This window comes from Methylorubrum pseudosasae (genome assembly GCF_029504475.1).
GTDB lineage: Bacteria > Pseudomonadota > Alphaproteobacteria > Rhizobiales > Beijerinckiaceae > Methylobacterium > Methylobacterium extorquens.
On the sequence record NZ_JAQGDU010000002.1, the window covers coordinates 5,357,501 to 5,373,474 of the forward strand.

Sequence of the window (15,974 nt, forward strand, 5' to 3'; positions counted from 1 at the left end):
AGCAAAGCAGCCGTCAGAAGAAGCGCTCGGATGGCGGTCATGGGACAATCTCTCACGTCGAACGCCCATCCTGCCGCCAACCTGGGCGGCATCAAGCTCGCGATGATGAAGGCGGCCGTCCAGTGCGAGTGGGAACTCGACGAGACGTTCTGGAGCCGCGTCAATCAGCTCTATGTCGGCGAAGAGCGAAGCGTGCGCGCCGCCGTCTACGCGACGCTGCTGGATGAGCAGGAGCGCTACTTCCTGACGGATGCGGATCATCGCCGTTGCCAGGCGGCCTGGGCGCGATTCGGCACGGCGAGCGCCGACGTGCCGGGCATTCTCCGTACCGTTCGCTCGGAGGCGGCCGATCCGGTCGAGCGTGTCTTGATCGACGTGAACGCCGAATCGACTGCCCCCTGATCTGGCGGTTCGTCGGCGTCGCGCCGGTCCCCGTGAGGGCAGACTGGTCGCGGCGGTTGCAATCCTAAAAAAGCCCCATGGCCGCGCCATTGCGAGATGCCCGGCGAGGGCCGGATCGGTCTTGCCCGAACCGACGCTTCGCGCGACACGCAAGACCATCATGCTCAAAACAGCCTTCGTCGCTGCGCGCGACCGTCAGCGCCTTTCGGAAATCGCTTCGGTTCTGATCGGCTTCGGGCTGACCAAGATCGTCGACCGACTCGGGCTGCATAACATCCCGCTCATCCCCCGCCGAACGCCGCGGGTCGATGTCACACGGCTCTCGCAGCCGGAGCGGCTGCGCCGCGCCATCGAGACCCTGGGACCGACCTTCATCAAGTTCGGTCAGGTTCTGGCGAGCCGTCCCGATCTGCTCTCGCCGGTCTGGACCGACGAGCTGGAGAAGCTGCACAGCCAGGTGAAGCCGGTGCCGTGGGCCTTGATCGGGCCGCAGCTCGAAGCCGATCTCGGCGCGCCGCCGGACCAGGTCTTCGCCGAATTCGACCTCAATCCGATCGCCTCTGCCTCGATCGCTCAGGTGTACCGGGCGCGCCTGCATTCCGGCGAAGAGGTCGTGGTCAAGGTTTTGCGGCCGGGACTGCGGAAGATCATCGAGGCGGATCTGCGGCTGATGGCGCACGGCGCCCGCATCGTCGAGTCCGAGTGGCCGGAGATGGCCCGCTACCAGCCTCAGGAGCAGATGCGCCACCTCGCCAACGGCCTCAACGGCGAGCTCGATCTGCTCAACGAGGCCCGCAACTGCGAGATGATCGCCGAGATCTTTGCCGGACGGGACGACATCGTCATCCCGAAGATTTTCTGGGAGTGGTGCTCCGAGCGAGTGCTCGTCCAGGAGTTCATCCACGGCATCTCGCCGAACGATGCCGCCGCGCTGCGGACGATGGGAGCGGACAAGAAGGCGCTGGCGCAGAAGGGCTGCGACGCCTTCCTGCGCATGGCGCTGATCGAGGGCGTGTTCCACGCCGACCCGCATCCCGGCAACCTGCTGATCTTGCCCGGCAACCGGATCGGCTTCATCGATTTCGGCATCGTCGGGCGTCTGTCGCAGAAGCGGCGCCAGCAGCTCCTCGTCCTGATCGGCGCCATGCTCAAGCAGGATGTCGATGGCCTGATGGCCACGCTCCTCGATTGGACCGGCACGTCGAATCCGGACTTGAGCAAGCTGGAACAGTCCGCCCAGAACTTCGTGCAGGCCCATTCCTCGATCCCGCTCAATCTCGGGCTCGTGCTCACCGATTTCATGACCATGGCCCGCGAGAACGATCTCGCGATGCCGACCGATCTGGCGATCCTGTTCAAAGGGCTCGTCACCGCCGACGGCGTCATGCGTCAGCTCGACCCCGCTTTCGACCTGTTCGCCGCCGCCGGCCCAACCGTGCGGGCGAGCATGCGCTCGCAATTCTCGCTGCGCGGCCTGATGCGCAAGGCGGAATCGCTCGGGACCGGCCTCTACGGCGCGGCCTCGGAGCTGCCGACGCTGATCCATCTCATGCTGGTGCGCCTCAAGCAGGGGCGCGTCACCGTCGAGATCGAGCTGAAGGGGATGGACAAGCTCGTTCGCGGCATCGAACGGGGGGCCGCGCGGGTCGCCGTCGGCCTCGTCGTGGCGGCGTTCGCGACGCAGCTCGCGCCGCGGCTCATCGATCTCGGCACGCCGGCCTTCGTCATCATCGGGATGACGGTGGCGGTGCTCGGGATCGGCTGGCTGGTGTTGCTGAGCCGCGATCGCTGAGGTCGATCGGACGGGTCTCAATGCTCTGAAGGGGGGCGCGCCTCGAGGTGGAGGGCGCCGTGAATGCGGAAACGGATGGGCGCGCGGCCGCCGCCCTAGGGGGCGGGGCCGGTGCTGTCGCGGGGGAAGTCTCGTCTCAGGCGCGGATGACGGGCTTGGCCTTGAGGGCGGCGGCCAGCGCCTTGAGCTGGCGGTCGAGATCGGCCAGTTCGTTCAGGGCGATGGTCTTGTGCCCTGCTTTCACCGCGCGCTCGATGTCGCTGACCTGCGAGGAGGCCATGCGCTTCAGTTCAATCGCGAGTTGGTCCCTGGTCATCGGCGCTCCTTTCGTCACCAGGCTCGATGGCCCGGTGATAGGGGCTTAGGCTTAACCGGGGGTTTTCTCCGGGGCTTCGCGTTCACCGTTTCGATCGCCGGCCACCGATCAGGCGGCCGAGAGCCAGAGCAGCGCCGACGCCGACGACGGTGATGCCGACGCCGCTCAAGGTCGAAGCCGACGGAAGCCGTTTGCGCGCGAGCCAGCCTCCATCCGAGGCCGTGCCTTCGCGGACCGGTGCGCGGAGCGCCCCGTGCGTCACCGGGGCAGGGCGCGCCCGGTCCAGGGCCCGGTTGAGGGCAAGGCCCATCAGGTGCTCGGTCGGGCCCGGCGCCAGGGCGTAGGCCGCCTGGGCGGCACGGGCGGGCCAACCCACCGCGATCTCGTCACGGGGGTTGCGTACGACGTGGACGAGGGTCTCGGCCACCTCCTCGGGGGCGTAGAGCATCGGGCCGGGGTCGAGGGTGCGGCCGGAAACATTGGCGCCGTGCACGAAGCCCGGCGTATCGACCATCGCCGGAAACACCGCACAGACGTGGATATCGGGCGAGCGCCGCAATTCCTGGCGCAGGCTCGCGGAGAAGCCGCGCAGGCCGAACTTGCTCGCGGTGTAGGCCGCGGCGAACGGCGCCGGCGCCCAGCCGCCGAGCGAGACCATGTTGACGAGAACGCCGCGCTGCCGCTCGAGGAAGCGGGGCAGCACGGCGTAAGCACCGTGCATCGCTCCGAACAGGTTCACCTCGACGGTGCGACGATGCAGGTCGAGCGGCGCATCCTGGAACGGGCCGAACACGCCGGTGCCGGCATTGTTGATCCAGACGTCGATGCGGCCGAACCGATCCTCCGCCGCCTGCGCCAGGGCCTCGACCGCCTGCGGATCGGTCACGTCGGTGGGCACCGCGAGCGCCGCGGAGCCGTATCCGCTGCATTCCTCGGCGAGCTGATCGAGCAATGCCCGCCGCCGTGCGGCGACGACGACATGGGCACCGGCTCGCGCAAAGGCGAGGGCACCGGCTCGCCCGATGCCGCTCGAAGCACCGGTGATGACGACGACGGCTCCGCGAAGGTTTTTCAAGGCAGACTCCCGGCCAAGGCGTCCCGCCCCGGAGGGCCGGACGCATCCGTTCGGCATTTGAGCAAAATCAGATAATCGGCTTGCCGCCCGTCACCGCCACCGTGGCACCGGAGACGTAGCTCGACTCGTCGGAGGCCAGCATCACGTAGACCGGCGCGAGCTCCTTCGGCTGACCCGGCCGCTTCATCGGCACCTGGGAGCCGAATTGCTTCACCTTCTCGGCCGGCATGGTCGAGGGAATCAGCGGCGTCCAGATCGGGCCCGGGGCGACGCAGTTCACGCGGATGCCCCTCTCGGCCAGCATCTGCGCGAGGCCGCCGGTGTAGTTCTGAATCGCACCCTTGGTGGTGGCGTAGGCCAGCAACTGCGGGCTTGGCGTGTCGGCGTTGACGGAGGTCGTATTGATGATGGCCGAACCCTCGCGCATGTGCGGCAGCACGGCCTTGGTCAGGTAGAACATCGCGTGGATGTTGACCTGGAATGTCTTCTCCCACTCCTCGTCCGAGATCTCCTCCGGGTCATTGAAGGTCGCCTGATGCGCGGCATTGTTGACGAGGATATCGACGCGCCCGAACGCTTCGACCGCTTGATCGACGATGCGCTTGCAATGGGCGGCATCGCCGATATTGCCCGGCACCAGCACGGCTTTGCGGCCGGCTTCCTCGATCAGTCGGCGTGTCTCGGCGGCGTCCTCCTCCTCATCGAGATAGGAGATGAGCACGTCGGCGCCTTCGCGGGCATAGGCCAGCGCGACGGCACGGCCGATCCCGGAATCACCGCCGGTGATGATCGCCTTCTTGCCCTCCAGGCGTCCGGAACCCTTGTAGCTCGTCTCGCCATGGTCGGGCTTCGGATTCATGGCGTTGGTCGCGCCGGGCATCGGCTGCGGTTGGTCGGGAAAAGGCGGCTTCGGAAATGATTCCATCGACCTTGCTCCGGTGCTGTCGGCTGTGAGGGATGCCCGGACAACCCCGCCGCGCGAGTCGGGTTCGGCCGAATCGTCGCGCGCCGCACCGGTGTTCCGCGGGCGTCCGTGCGCGTTGATGTGTTCGCTCGTCCTGTAGGCCGGGCGAGGATCGTCAGGCTTGAAGGGAGAGCGGATGCGGGCCGAGCGGGCTTTACGCCGTGAACAGGGAGAGGACGCGGTGGAGCGCGCCGCTGCGGATGCCGTGCGGGCGGAGGCCGCCGTCGAGGAGACGCGCCGGGCCGACCGCGATACCAGCCGCATCCGCTGGCTGCGGGATCAAGTCACGCGGCTGCGCAAGCGCCTGCCGCTGCGGCGCCGCTTCTCCGGCGGGCTCGCGCATGGTGTGATGTCGGCGGTCGCTGCCATCGTCGCTTATCTGCCGACGCAGGTGCTCGGCCTGCGCGAGGGATTCTGGGCGGCGATCACGGCAGTCGCCGTCGCGCAGACCGAGTTCGGCGCGACCCGTTCCACGGCCCGCGACCAGTTCAGCGGCGCCGCGATTGGCGGCCTGATCGGGCTCGCCGCCTACCTGACCCTGGGACCGTCCCTGCCGACCTACGCGGCCACGGTCGTGCTCGCGATCCTCGCCTGCTGGCTCGTCAACGTGGCGAGTGCCTGCCGGCTGGCCGGGATCACCGCCACCATCATCCTGCTGGTGCCGCATCTCGGGCCGGTGGAGCGGATGGCGGGATCGCGGGTGCTGGAAGTCGGCTGGGGCGTGTGCGTGGCGATCGGCACGGTCTGGCTCATGACCCGTCTGAACCGGAGACTCGGGATCAAGCTCTGACGCCGGCCGGCTGCCGGAATGTCCGAATGGCGTCCGCGGGAAAGTCGGGCGGGAACTTGGCCGTATGCAGCGGGGGTTCCTGCACGGATGCCCTGAGTGGCACCGCCTTCCACACTTCGAGGACGTTTGATGAAAGCACTGTGCTGGCACGGCAAGGGTGACATTCGCTGTGACACGGTGCCGGATCCCTCGATCGAGGATTCCCGCGACGTCATCATCAAAGTGACCTCCTGCGCGATCTGCGGTTCCGACCTCCACCTGATGGACGGGCAGATGCCGACGATGAAGTCGGGCGATGTGCTCGGCCACGAATTCATGGGCGAGGTGGTCGAGACGGCGCCGGGCTTCACCAAGTTCAAGAAGGGCGATCGCATCGTCGTGCCCTTCAACATCAATTGCGGCGAGTGCCGCCAGTGCAAGCTCGGCAACTACTCCGTCTGCCAGCGCTCGAACCGCAACGCCGAGATGGCCGCCGCGCAGTTCGGCTTCACCACGGCCGGACTGTTCGGCTACTCGCACATCACCGGCGGCTATGCCGGCGGGCAGGCCGAGTATGTGCGCGTGCCCATGGCCGACGTGGCGCCGATGAAGGTGCCGGAGGGCATGGACGACGAATCGGTCCTGTTCCTCACCGACATTCTGCCCACCGGCTGGCAGGGCGCCGAGCATTGCGAGATCAAGGGCGGCGAGATCATCGCCGTCTGGGGCGCGGGACCCGTCGGCCTGTTCGCGATCCAGTCGGCCAAGATCATGGGCGCCGAGCGGATCATCGCCATCGACACGGTGCCGGAGCGCCTCGCGCTCGCCCGGACATACGGCGCGACCGACATCATCGACTTCGCCAAGGAGGACGTGTTCGAGCGCATCAAGGAGATCAGCCGGGGTGAGGGCGCCGACGGCGTCATCGACTGCGTCGGCATGGAAGCCAGCGCCGGCCACGGCCTCTCCAGCGTGATCTCGACGCTGCAGGAGAAGCTGACCTCGACCGAGCGGCCCTACGCCCTGATGGAAGCGATCCGCGCGGTGCGGCCCTGCGGCATCGTCTCGGTGCCCGGCGTCTACGGTGGGCCGATCCCCGTCAACATGGGTGCGATCGTCCAGAAGGGCCTGACCCTCAAGAGCGGTCAGACGCACGTGAAGCGCTACCTCGAGCCGCTGACCAAGCTGATCCAGCAGGGCAAGTTCGACACGGCCTCGCTGATCACCCACCGCTCTGCCGACCTCGCGGACGGGCCTGACCTCTACAAGACCTTCCGCGACAAGAAGGACGGCTGCGTCAAGGTCGTCTTCCACCCGAACTAAAAGCACAGAGAAGAAAGGTCTCGGAGCGAGCCATGGCGCGCAAAGACGGTTTGAAATTCGGCGATCTCGGCCCACGGGCCGCCCATCTCTGCGTCGACGCGCAGCGGATGTTCTCCGAGGAGACCGACTGGCACACGCCCTGGCTCGCCCGCATCCTGCCGAACATCGAGCGCATCGCCGCCGCCCATCCGGAGCGGACCGTGTTCACCCGGTTCGTGCCGCTCCGCTCGCCCGAGGAAGGAAGGGGGGCGTGGCGGCGCTACTACGAGCACTGGCCCAAGATGACGCTGGATGCGCTCGGACCCGAGATGGTCGATCTGGTGCCGAGCGTGACCCGTTTCGTGCCGCCGGCCAAGGTGGTCGACAAGTTGGTCTACTCGCCCTGGCTGAAGCCCGAACTGGCCGGTTTGCTAGAAGCGGAGGCGATCGACACCCTCGTGGTGACGGGCGGCGAGACCGATGTCTGTGTGCTGGCCACCATCCTCGGCGCGGTCGATCGCGGCTATCGGGTGATCGTCGCTTGCGATGCGGTGTGCTCGTCCGCCGACCAGACCTACGACGCGATGATGTTCCTCTACCAGAGCCGCTTCGGCGAGCAGATCGAAACGGCCTCGACCGACGAGATCCTGGGCGCGTGGTCCTGATCGCCGATTGAGGCGGCCGGCCGTTCCGAGGCGGTCGAAACTGGGCCGCTGGCGGCCGGGTTCACTCCTGACAGGCTCCGAGACCACGCTGCACCCTGCAGGGCTCGGCCGCCTCCCTCATCCGACGTGATCCCAGGAGATGCGCATGCCGAGCGCCCCCAAGAAGCCGCTCGACCAGCAGGTCATCGTCATCACCGGTGCTTCCAGCGGCATCGGATTGGCGGCCGCCCGCATGGCCGCGGCACGCGGCGCGCGCGTCGTGCTCGCTGCCCGCAACGGGGAGGCGCTGGCCGAGATCCAGGCGGAGATCGAACGGCATGGCGGCGCGGCGATCCACGTCGTCACCGACGTCTCGGACCGGGCGCAGGTCGAGGCCCTGGCCCGGGCGGCGATCGACCGCTACGGCCGCATCGACACCTGGGTGAACGATGCGGGCCTCTCGATCATCGGTCGGCTCGAAGAGATCGAGGACAGTGACCACCGCCGCCTGTTCGACGTCAATTTCTGGGGCGTGGTCTACGGCTCGCTCGTGGCGCTGCCGCATCTGAAGGAGAGCGGCGGCACGCTGATCAACCTCGGCAGCGTTGCCTCCGACGTCGCCTTCCCGCTCCAGGGTATGTACAGCGCGAGCAAGCACGCCATCAAAGGCTTCACCGATTCCCTGCGCATCGAGCTGAAGGAGGAGGGCGCGCCGGTCGCGGTCACCCTGATCAAGCCGGCGGCGATCGACACGCCCTTTCCGGCTCATGCTCGCAACTACACCGACCGCGAGCCGAAGCTGCCGCCGCCGGTCTACCGCACCGAAGAGGTCGCCGAGGCGATCCTCCATGCGGCCGTGCATCCCCGCCGCGACATCTATGTCGGCGGCGGCGGCCGGATCATGAGCGCGGCCCAAGCGGTGGCGCCGCGCGTCTTCGATGCGGTCGGAAGCGGTATGGCCGGCCTGCAGATGCGCGAGGAGCCACCCCGCCGCCCGGAGGGATCGCTCTATCAGGCGGGCGTCGGTGGCCAGACCGCCGGAAGCCATCCCGGCTACGTCATGCGCCGCAGCCTCTACACCCGCGGCACGCTCCATCCGCTCACGACGGCGGCGGTGGTCGCCGGCGTCGGGCTCGCCGCGGCGGCGAGCCTGCTCGGTGGCACTCGCCACCGCTGATTCCTGCGCGGACGGCCCCGGCCCCCGTTTCGACACGCGCTTCGCCGAACCGGCATCCATCTCGGCGGAGCGCAATGCAAGCCCAACCCGATGGATGCCCCCGAAACGGATTCGACGTGGCGAACCTGGACACCACCCTGGATATCTTCTCCGCGCTGCTCGCATCCGAGCAACCGGTTCCGGTCGCCGAGGCCGACGAGGCGATCTGGGCCTATCTCGCCGCGTTCGGCGGTCTCGATGCGCAGGTACGGGCCCTCGACCGGCTCGTGGAGGGCGTGGCCGGTCTCGACGCCACCTCCACCTTCATGCCGAGCCTGCGCGACGCCCTCGGTCGTCACCGGGCGCGCCTCGCCGAACCGTCCGCCTGACGGCCCTTTTCGCAACAGCTTTCGCGAGCTGCAAGGCCGGCCTCTCGCACCAGATTTCAATCGGGCTAGCCGCCCGTTTGAGGGCGCGCCGCACTCCTGCGCCGATTAGGAAGCGGGGTTCGACCCCTTCGAGTGCATGGCCCTAGCTATCCCTGCATCGCGAAAACGCGCGCCCGCAGTCTTTAAGGCTGCGCTTGCAACACGGTGGTGCATAAAAGCCGCGAATGGCGACGCTTCTGTTTCGGAGGCATGTCGATCATCGGGCGAACAGCCGTGGTTTGCTGTCAGGAACAATCATTCGTCGGCGTCATATTATCGCCTCTTGTTTCGCTACAGTGCAGACATCTCACAGATCGACGGTACGGACAGCGCAGGCGACGGCGCACCGTGCGCCTCACCCGCGTCGCTGAGTTGGATGCTGCATGCTCAAGTTCGCCCTCACCGCTGCTCTGGCCGCCGTGCTTGCCTCGCCGGCGATGGCGGGAGATTTCGATGGGACGTGGTCGGTCCAACTCGTGACCGAAAGCGGCATGTGTGACGCCCAATACAGCTACACCCTGGCCGTACGGGATGGACAGGTCCGCCCGGTCACGACGGTGGCTTCCGGCGGCACCACGGTGAGCGGCCGTGTCGGGGCGGATGGGGGTGTCGGCCTGAACGTCGCGGCTTCGGCCGCGAACGGGGACCGCCTCGGGCCGGCTCCAGGCCCGCTCGGGCTCCGGCACGTGGCGCGTTTCCGGCGGCCTGTGCACCGGCCGTTGGGTCGCCAAGCGCCACACGCTCCGGACCGCGCTCGCCGAGTAACCTGATCGTCTGTCGTTCGAAAAGAGAGGGGCGAGCCCGTAAGGCTCGCCCCTTTTTCGTGCGTTCGTACGGGAGCGGTCCGTACCGCGTCAGGCCGCGGCTTCGAGCCAGGTCCGCGCCTCGCCGATGCGGGCGCGCTCGAACACCTTGATCTGCACCGGCGAGACGAAGCCGAAGGTCTCGGCCACGGCCTTGAGCCAGGTCGCGTCAGTGACGAGGGCGACGTGGCTCACGCCCTTCATCATCGAGATGCCGAAGCGCGGGTCCTTGAAGAAGGCGGCCGGCTCCATGCCCTCGAAGCTGCGGATGTCCTCCAGGAGTTTGATACGGCCGCCCTTGTCGAGGTCGGCCTTCATCGCGGTCATGACCGTGTTCATCTCCTCGTCGGAGATCTTCCCATCGACGACGATCTCGGCGATGGCGGAATCGGGCTTCTTCTCATAGGTCAGCAAGGCGGGGCGCTCCTCGAATGAGCCGAGGACGAGCGCGCCGGCAGGAAACTGCGAGCGACCTCGACCGACGGCGGACGGACGCGATTATAGGAAGCTCTGCGGGTCCACGTCGATTGCGACCTTGAGGTTACCCCGCGGCTTCGGTCCGCGCGCCAGCCAATCCCGCAGATAACTCTGCACGTCGATGCCGCGCTCGGTCTTCACCAGCAGCCGGAATCGCCAGCGCCCGCGGATCAGCGCAAGCGGCGCCTCCGCCGGCCCGAGCACGGAGACGCCGGGCGGCGGTTCGGCGACGCGTGCAAGCGCCTGACCGTGCGCCTCGGCCTTCTCCCGCTCTTCCCCGGAGACGATCAGCGCCGCGAGCCGTCCGAACGGCGGAAGCCCTGCGGCCTCGCGGGCCCAGATCTCTTCCTCGTAAAAGCGGTCGGCATCCCCCGAGAGCAGGGCGGCGATGACCGGATGCTCGGGCTGGTAGGTCTGCACCAGGGCGCGTCCCGGCCGCTCGCCGCGCCCCGCACGCCCCGTCACCTGCTGCAGGAGCTGGAAGGTGCGCTCGGCCGCGCGCGGATCGCCGGAGGTGAGACCGATATCGGCGTCGAGCACCCCGACGAGGGTCAGGTGCGGGAAGTTGTGGCCCTTGGCCACGAGCTGCGTTCCGACGACGATGTCGCAATCGCCCGCCGCCACCGTCTCCAGTTCCTGGCGCAGCCGCTCGGCGCCGCCGGGAAAGTCGCTCGACAGCACGACGATGCGCTGTTCGGGGAACAGCTCGGTCACCTCCTCGGCGATCCGCTCGACGCCCGGCCCGCAGGGCGTGAGGTGATCGAAGGCGCCGCACTCGGTGCAGGCCTCTGGCTTGCGCTCGGCGTAGCCGCATTGGTGGCAGACCAGCGCGCGGCGGAAGCGGTGCTCCACGAGCCAGGTTGAGCAGTTGCGGCACTGGTAGCGGTGGCCGCAGGCCCGGCACAGGGTGAGCGGCGCGTAGCCCCGGCGGTTGAGGAACAGCAGCGCCTGATCGCCCGCGGCCAGCGTGCTTTTGACCGCGTTCACCATCGGCGGGGACAGGAAGCGCCCGCGCTCCGGCTTGTCGAGGCGCATGTCGATGGCCGCGATATCGGGCATCGGCCGCCCGCCGAAGCGGCCGGGGAGCACGACGTGGCGGTAGCGCCCGCTCTGCGCGTTGACCCGCGACTCGATCGAGGGCGTGGCCGAGGCGAGCACCACCGGGCAGCCCTCGATCTTGCCGCGCACCACCGCCATGTCGCGCGCGTGATAATGGACGCCGTCCTCCTGCTTGTAGGCGGATTCGTGCTCCTCATCGACGACGATCAGGCCGAGATTCCGGAACGGCAGGAACAGGGCCGAGCGGGCGCCGACCACCACCGAGACCTCGCCCGCGGCCACCCCTGCCCGCAGCCGCTCGCGGCGCTTGCCGCCGATGCCGGAATGCCAAGTCGCCGGCCGCACCCCGAAGCGCCCGGCGAAGCGGTCGAGGAATTGCGCCGTCAGCGCGATTTCCGGCATCAGCACCAGGGCCTGCCGCCCCTGCCGCACGCACTCGGCCACCGCCTCGAAATAGACCTCGGTCTTGCCCGAGCCGGTGACGCCTTCGAGGAGGATCGTCTCACCGGTCGCAGCATCGGCGGGCGATGGGGCGTCGGCGATCAAGGCGTGCGCCGCCTCCGCCTGCGCATCCGACAGCGGCACCCGCGGATGGTCCGGGTCCGGCGGCAGCGCCACGGGCTCGGGCATCAGCGCCACGGTCTCCAGCGCGCCGTCATCGATCAGTCCATCGACCACGCTGAGCGAGACCCCGGCCTCCTTGGCGAGCGCGCTCTTGCCCCGCACTGCGTTGTCGGCGGCGACAGCCATCACCTTGCCGCGGGCGACCGTCTGCCGGGTCGGCGGCTTGCCGGCGGCGCGCACACCGACACGCGGCGCCTCGTTGCGGGCGGCCTCGTCGGGCAGGCGCAGGGCCATGGCGAGCGCCGAACCCTTCGGCGCCAGGGTGTAGCGCGCCAGCCAATCGACCAGCTTGCGCAGAGACTCCGAGAGCGGCGGCGCCTCGACCTTGCCCGTCACCGGCCGCAGGTTTCCCCCCGAGGCCCGCTCGTCGAGCCCCCAGACCACGCCGATCGTCTCGCGCGGACCCAACGGCACCTGCACGATGTCGCCCTCGGCGAGGGTCAGCCCGGCCGGCACCGCGTAGCTGTAGGCGGTGTCGAGCGCGAGCGGGATCAGGATTTCGGCGACGGCAGGCATGGAATCACGAGAAGGGAATCACGAGAGCAGTCTGATTTGTTCTATATATGTTCCGCTCCGCGAAGGCGAATGCGGCTTGCCCCTTATCGGATGTCCGAGAGCCCCCGCGCAACGGGAACGGCCGACAGGCTCACGGCGGCCATCACCCAGAACCCTTTCGTGCCGACATGATCGTAGAGCGAGCCCGAGAGCAGCAGCATCAGCGCGGAGGCGAGCCCGAGCCCGAAGGTGCCGTAGACTGTCAGCGCCGTCGCCCGGCGTTGCTCCGGCACGGTCTCCACGATCAGCCGCAGGCAGGCGAGGTGCAGGAGCGCGAAGGTCAGCCCGTGCAGCGCTTGGATCAGGACGAGGCCGGGCAGCCAGGAGGTCTGCGCCTGCACCGCCCAGCGCAACGCTCCGGCAAGCGCCGCGAGCGCCAGCGCCCGATCCGGCCCGATCCGCGCCAGGAGCCGCGGCCCGAGCCAGAGGAACACCATCACCTCGGCCAAGACCGCTTCCGCCCAGAGCAGGCCCGCCACCCGCGGCCCGATTCCCGCCGCCTGCCAGACGATGACTGCGAACGCGTCGTGCATCGCATGCGCGCCGATCACCAGCGCGGCGGCAAGGACGAGCCGGCGGAAGCGGGCATCCGCGGCAAGCGCCGCGAACCCGCCGCCCGCGTCCTCGGCCGGCCTCGCGGGCCCGGCATTCCGCGCGAGGCGCAATGTCAGCGCGGCCCCGGCGGCGAACAGGACGCCGCAAGCGAGCGGGCCTGCGCCGTAGCCGAAGATCCCGATGATGAAACCGGTGAGAACGGTGGTCGCGATGAAGGCGGCCGAGCCGGCGCCGCGAATGCGGCCGTAGACGGCTCCATCACGACTACCGGCGAGCGCCACCGTATCGGCCAGCGGCGCGAGAGGCGCGGTCGCCGCCGCCTGGGCGAGGGCGATGGCGAACAGCACGAAGGAGCCGTGACCGCCGAGGAAAGCCAGGGTCAGCACCGCCGAGAGGGCAAGTGCTCCGGCCAGGAAGGCCCGTACGGCGCCGTGCCGGTCGGCAAGCCGCCCGGTCAGCGGCCCGGCGGCAAGCCGCACCAGCATCGCGGCGGAGAGCAGCGTTCCGATTTCGCTCGGTCCCAATCCCCGCGTTTCGAGGAACGCGGGCAGGAAGGGTGAGAGCGCACCATAGGCGCCGTAGAGCGTGGCAAAGAGCAGGAGGAGGCGACCCGAACCGGTCCGTTCGTCTCGCTCCGTAGCTTCCTCGGTCGCCGACACCCCACACGCCTCGCTCCGAGTCCCTGCGGCGACGATGCCAGGGAATGCCCGCGGATCGAAGTGCGGCAAGCTGCATCCTGCCTGTATCGACGGCTGATCCGCCGTTGACCCATAAGCGTGAACACGCAGCGTTCGTCGGGAGCATTGCGTGTCTCTTCATCCATGCATCGAAAAAATGGGACGATGACCGCTCGCCTCTGCACCGCATTCGCCGACACGACGCTCGCGATGGCCCTGCGGCCATGAGCGGAACGGGTGCCGACGGGACCGAAGGCGTCCTCCTGCTGCACGGCATCGCCCGCCGGGCCGCCTCGCTGCGCCCGTTGGAGCGCCGGCTGACACGCGCCGGCTACGTCACCCTCAACCTCGATTATCCGGCACGCCGGCTCGGACTCGCCGACATTGCCGAAGTGATTGAACCGACGGTCGCAGCCTTCGGTGAGGACGTGACGCGCCTTCACATCGTCACCCATTCCATGGGCGGCCTCGTCGCCCGCGTGCTCCTGGCCCGGCGCCGGCCGGACAACCTCGGGCGCGTGGTGATGCTGGGTCCGCCCAATGGCGGCAGCGAAATCGCCGATGCGCTGCACCGCTTCGCGGCCTACCGCCGCTTCTTCGGCCCGGCCGGTGCCGAACTCGGCACGGAGCGCGGGGCAGCGCAGGCGCGCCTCTTCGGCCGGGTCGATTACCCGCTCGGTATCATCGCCGGCAGCCGCAGCCTCTACCCTCTGGCTTCGCTGCTGCTGCCGGGGCCGAACGACGGACGCGTCACGGTCACGCGCACCCGCCTCGACGGGATGACCGACCACATCGTGCTGCCGATCGCGCACCCGACGATGATGTGGAACCGGCATGTGGCCGCCGAGACCCTGCACTTCCTGCGCGAGGGGCGCTTCAGCGGCCGATGAAGGATCGCGCCGCAGGTCGCCCAAGGGGCACCTAAGGATCACCCGAGACTCGGTCATGAGAACGAGCCGGCAACCACCTCTTGGAACGATGCGCGATCCGTTCCATTTTCCTCAAGCCGGCAGGCTGCTCTCGCCTTCAAACTGGTCTAAGGAGCGTGCTGCCGACGGTCGCGCTCCGGGGCTCGTCGGCCGTGTGCGGTCATGCCGCCCGTCTCGACGTGTCACCCGAGATAAAGGGGCCTCCATCGGCCATGAGCAGCCTCGTCACCGCGCCCGGCGCGACCACCCGCCCGCAATCGCAGCTCGTGACCGTGTTCGGCGGTTCCGGCTTCCTCGGGCGCCACGTGGTGCGGGCCCTGGCAAAGCGCGGTTATCGAATTCGCGTCGCCGTGCGCCGGCCCGATCTCGCCCTGTTCCTGCAACCACTCGGCAAGGTCGGTCAGATCGTCGGCGTTCAGGCCAACCTTCGCTATCCCGACTCCATCCGCCGCGCGGTCGAGCATTCCGATATCGTCATCAACCTCGTCGGCATCCTGCAGGAATCGGGCAGCCAGCGCTTCTCGAAGCTCCAGACGGAAGGGGCCGGCGAGATTGCCCGAGCCGCCGCGGCAGTGGGTGCGAAGCTGGTCCATGTCTCGGCGCTCGGCGCCGACCCGGATTCACCCTCGCTCTACGCCCGCTCCAAGGCGCTCGGCGAGGCGGAGGTGCTGCGCGCCTCCCCCGATGCCGTGATCTTCCGTCCCTCGCTGGTCTTCGGACCCGGCGACGGCTTCTTCAACCGCTTCGCCTCGCTCGCGACCTTCCTGCCGGCCCTGCCGCTCGCCGGTGCGCAGACCCGCTTCCAGCCGGTCTTCGTCGGCGATGTCGCCGAAGCGATCGCCCGCGCGGTGGATGGGGTGGCGCCCGGCGGCCGGGTCTACGAGCTCGGCGGGCCGGAGGTGAATACGCTCGAATACTTCGTGCGCTACATGCTCGAGGTGACGATGCGCCGCCGCGCCGTGCTCGACCTTCCGGAGCCGGTGGCGCGCCTGCAGGCGCGGGTGATCGAGATCGCCGACACGCTGACCCTCGGACTGCTTCCCGCCAACCTCAAACTGACGCGCGATCAGGTCGCCCTGCTGCAGGTCGACAACGTCATCTCGGATGCCGCGAAGGCGGAGGGGCGCACCATCGAGGCGCTCGGCATCGTGCCGACGGCGGTCGAGGCCGTCGTGCCCGGCTATCTCTGGCGGTTCCGCAAGGCGGGGCAGTTCGCGCAGGGGCGCGGCACCGAAGCGCAAGCCGGTGTGCCCGATCTCCTGGCTCCGCACAGCGAGTCGACCCAGTCGACGCATCGCCCCGGTCGCGCCAGCGGCTCGGCGATCGGCCAGCAGGCCGCCGGTCAAAACCGTGAGGGGGTTCGCTGGGGGACACGCGGCTGAGAGGGGAGGGCACTCCGCCCGCGGAGTGCCCCGCGGACGCGGCAGGCAGGCTCTCTAACGGCCCT

16 protein-coding genes and 1 pseudogene (1 of these 17 cut by a window edge) are annotated in these 15,974 nt (G+C 68.8%); 10 read left to right on the forward strand and 7 right to left on the reverse strand.

What is annotated here, in order from left to right; all coding sequences use genetic code 11:
* On the reverse strand, positions 1–41 hold the start of the coding sequence (locus M2437_RS26245) for a hypothetical protein (RefSeq protein ID WP_253389124.1). The gene continues 175 nt to the left of window position 1, outside the view; the window shows 41 of its 216 coding nt (coding positions 1–41); it begins with the start codon at positions 39–41; the stop codon falls past the left edge of the window.
* Here M2437_RS26245 and M2437_RS26250 point away from each other — a divergent pair.
* Both M2437_RS26250 and M2437_RS26255 read left to right on the forward strand, forming a co-directional pair.
* Positions 31–402: a hypothetical protein gene (locus tag M2437_RS26250; protein ID WP_253389125.1), complete on the forward strand. Its 372-nt coding sequence runs from the start codon at positions 31–33 to the stop codon at positions 400–402. The two genes, M2437_RS26245 and M2437_RS26250, sit on opposite strands and share 11 nt — an antisense overlap.
* 160 nt (positions 403–562) lie before the next feature.
* A complete protein-coding gene (locus M2437_RS26255) occupies positions 563–2,194 on the forward strand; it encodes an ABC1 kinase family protein (protein WP_003604446.1) in 1,632 nt (543 codons plus the stop codon).
* 136 nt (positions 2,195–2,330) lie between these two features.
* On the opposite strand, the gene M2437_RS26260 is transcribed toward M2437_RS26255, so the two are convergent.
* The 3 genes from M2437_RS26260 to M2437_RS26270 form a co-directional block, all read right to left on the reverse strand.
* The gene (locus tag M2437_RS26260; protein ID WP_003604447.1) at positions 2,331–2,510 is read right to left on the reverse strand and encodes a hypothetical protein; all 180 of its coding nucleotides are present in this window, start codon (positions 2,508–2,510) and stop codon (positions 2,331–2,333) included.
* 82 nt (positions 2,511–2,592) lie between these two features.
* Complete coding sequence (locus tag M2437_RS26265; RefSeq protein ID WP_253389126.1) at positions 2,593–3,585, reverse strand: SDR family oxidoreductase; 993 nt, start codon at positions 3,583–3,585, stop codon at positions 2,593–2,595.
* Between the two features lie 67 nt (positions 3,586–3,652).
* On the reverse strand, positions 3,653–4,510 hold the full coding sequence (locus M2437_RS26270; protein WP_003604451.1) for an SDR family oxidoreductase: 858 nt from the start codon (positions 4,508–4,510) through the stop codon (positions 3,653–3,655).
* A gap of 175 nt (positions 4,511–4,685) precedes the next feature.
* Between M2437_RS26270 and M2437_RS26275 the strand changes: the two genes are divergently transcribed.
* From M2437_RS26275 to M2437_RS26300, 6 genes and pseudogenes are all read left to right on the forward strand, one after another.
* Complete coding sequence (locus M2437_RS26275; RefSeq protein WP_253389676.1) at positions 4,686–5,339, forward strand: FUSC family protein; 654 nt, start codon at positions 4,686–4,688, stop codon at positions 5,337–5,339.
* Between the two features lie 129 nt (positions 5,340–5,468).
* Entirely contained in the window at positions 5,469–6,641 is a 1,173-nt protein-coding gene (locus tag M2437_RS26280) for a zinc-dependent alcohol dehydrogenase (RefSeq protein ID WP_253389127.1), read from the forward strand.
* Between the two features lie 32 nt (positions 6,642–6,673).
* Positions 6,674–7,285, forward strand: a complete 612-nt coding sequence (locus tag M2437_RS26285) for a cysteine hydrolase family protein (protein ID WP_076640463.1) — start codon at positions 6,674–6,676, stop codon at positions 7,283–7,285.
* A gap of 145 nt (positions 7,286–7,430) precedes the next feature.
* A complete protein-coding gene (locus tag M2437_RS26290; RefSeq protein WP_253389128.1) occupies positions 7,431–8,441 on the forward strand; it encodes an SDR family oxidoreductase in 1,011 nt (336 codons plus the stop codon).
* A gap of 116 nt (positions 8,442–8,557) precedes the next feature.
* Positions 8,558–8,809, forward strand: coding sequence for a hypothetical protein (locus M2437_RS26295; protein WP_253389129.1), 252 nt, complete (start codon positions 8,558–8,560; stop codon positions 8,807–8,809).
* A 422-nt stretch (positions 8,810–9,231) separates the two neighbouring features.
* Positions 9,232–9,613: pseudogene (locus tag M2437_RS26300) on the forward strand (hypothetical protein).
* Positions 9,614–9,702: 89 nt separating this feature from the next.
* Here M2437_RS26300 and M2437_RS26305 read toward each other — a convergent pair.
* From M2437_RS26305 to M2437_RS26315, 3 genes are all read right to left on the reverse strand, one after another.
* Positions 9,703–10,065, reverse strand: a complete 363-nt coding sequence (locus tag M2437_RS26305; RefSeq protein ID WP_003605788.1) for a SpoIIAA family protein — start codon at positions 10,063–10,065, stop codon at positions 9,703–9,705.
* Between the two features lie 84 nt (positions 10,066–10,149).
* Positions 10,150–12,327 (reverse strand): primosomal protein N', encoded by a 2,178-nt coding sequence (locus M2437_RS26310; protein WP_012752363.1) that lies wholly within the window; start codon positions 12,325–12,327, stop codon positions 10,150–10,152.
* A gap of 83 nt (positions 12,328–12,410) precedes the next feature.
* Positions 12,411–13,580 carry an MFS transporter gene (locus M2437_RS26315; protein WP_253389130.1) on the reverse strand — a complete coding sequence of 390 codons (1,170 nt, stop codon included), beginning with the start codon at positions 13,578–13,580 and terminating at the stop codon, positions 12,411–12,413.
* A 242-nt stretch (positions 13,581–13,822) separates the two neighbouring features.
* Here M2437_RS26315 and M2437_RS26320 point away from each other — a divergent pair, with 242 nt between their 5' ends.
* Entirely contained in the window at positions 13,823–14,488 is a 666-nt protein-coding gene (locus tag M2437_RS26320; RefSeq protein WP_253389131.1) for an alpha/beta hydrolase, read from the forward strand.
* 251 nt (positions 14,489–14,739) lie between these two features.
* The gene (locus M2437_RS26325; RefSeq protein ID WP_253389132.1) at positions 14,740–15,909 is read left to right on the forward strand and encodes a complex I NDUFA9 subunit family protein; all 1,170 of its coding nucleotides are present in this window, start codon (positions 14,740–14,742) and stop codon (positions 15,907–15,909) included.
* The last annotated feature ends 65 nt before the right edge of the window (positions 15,910–15,974 follow it).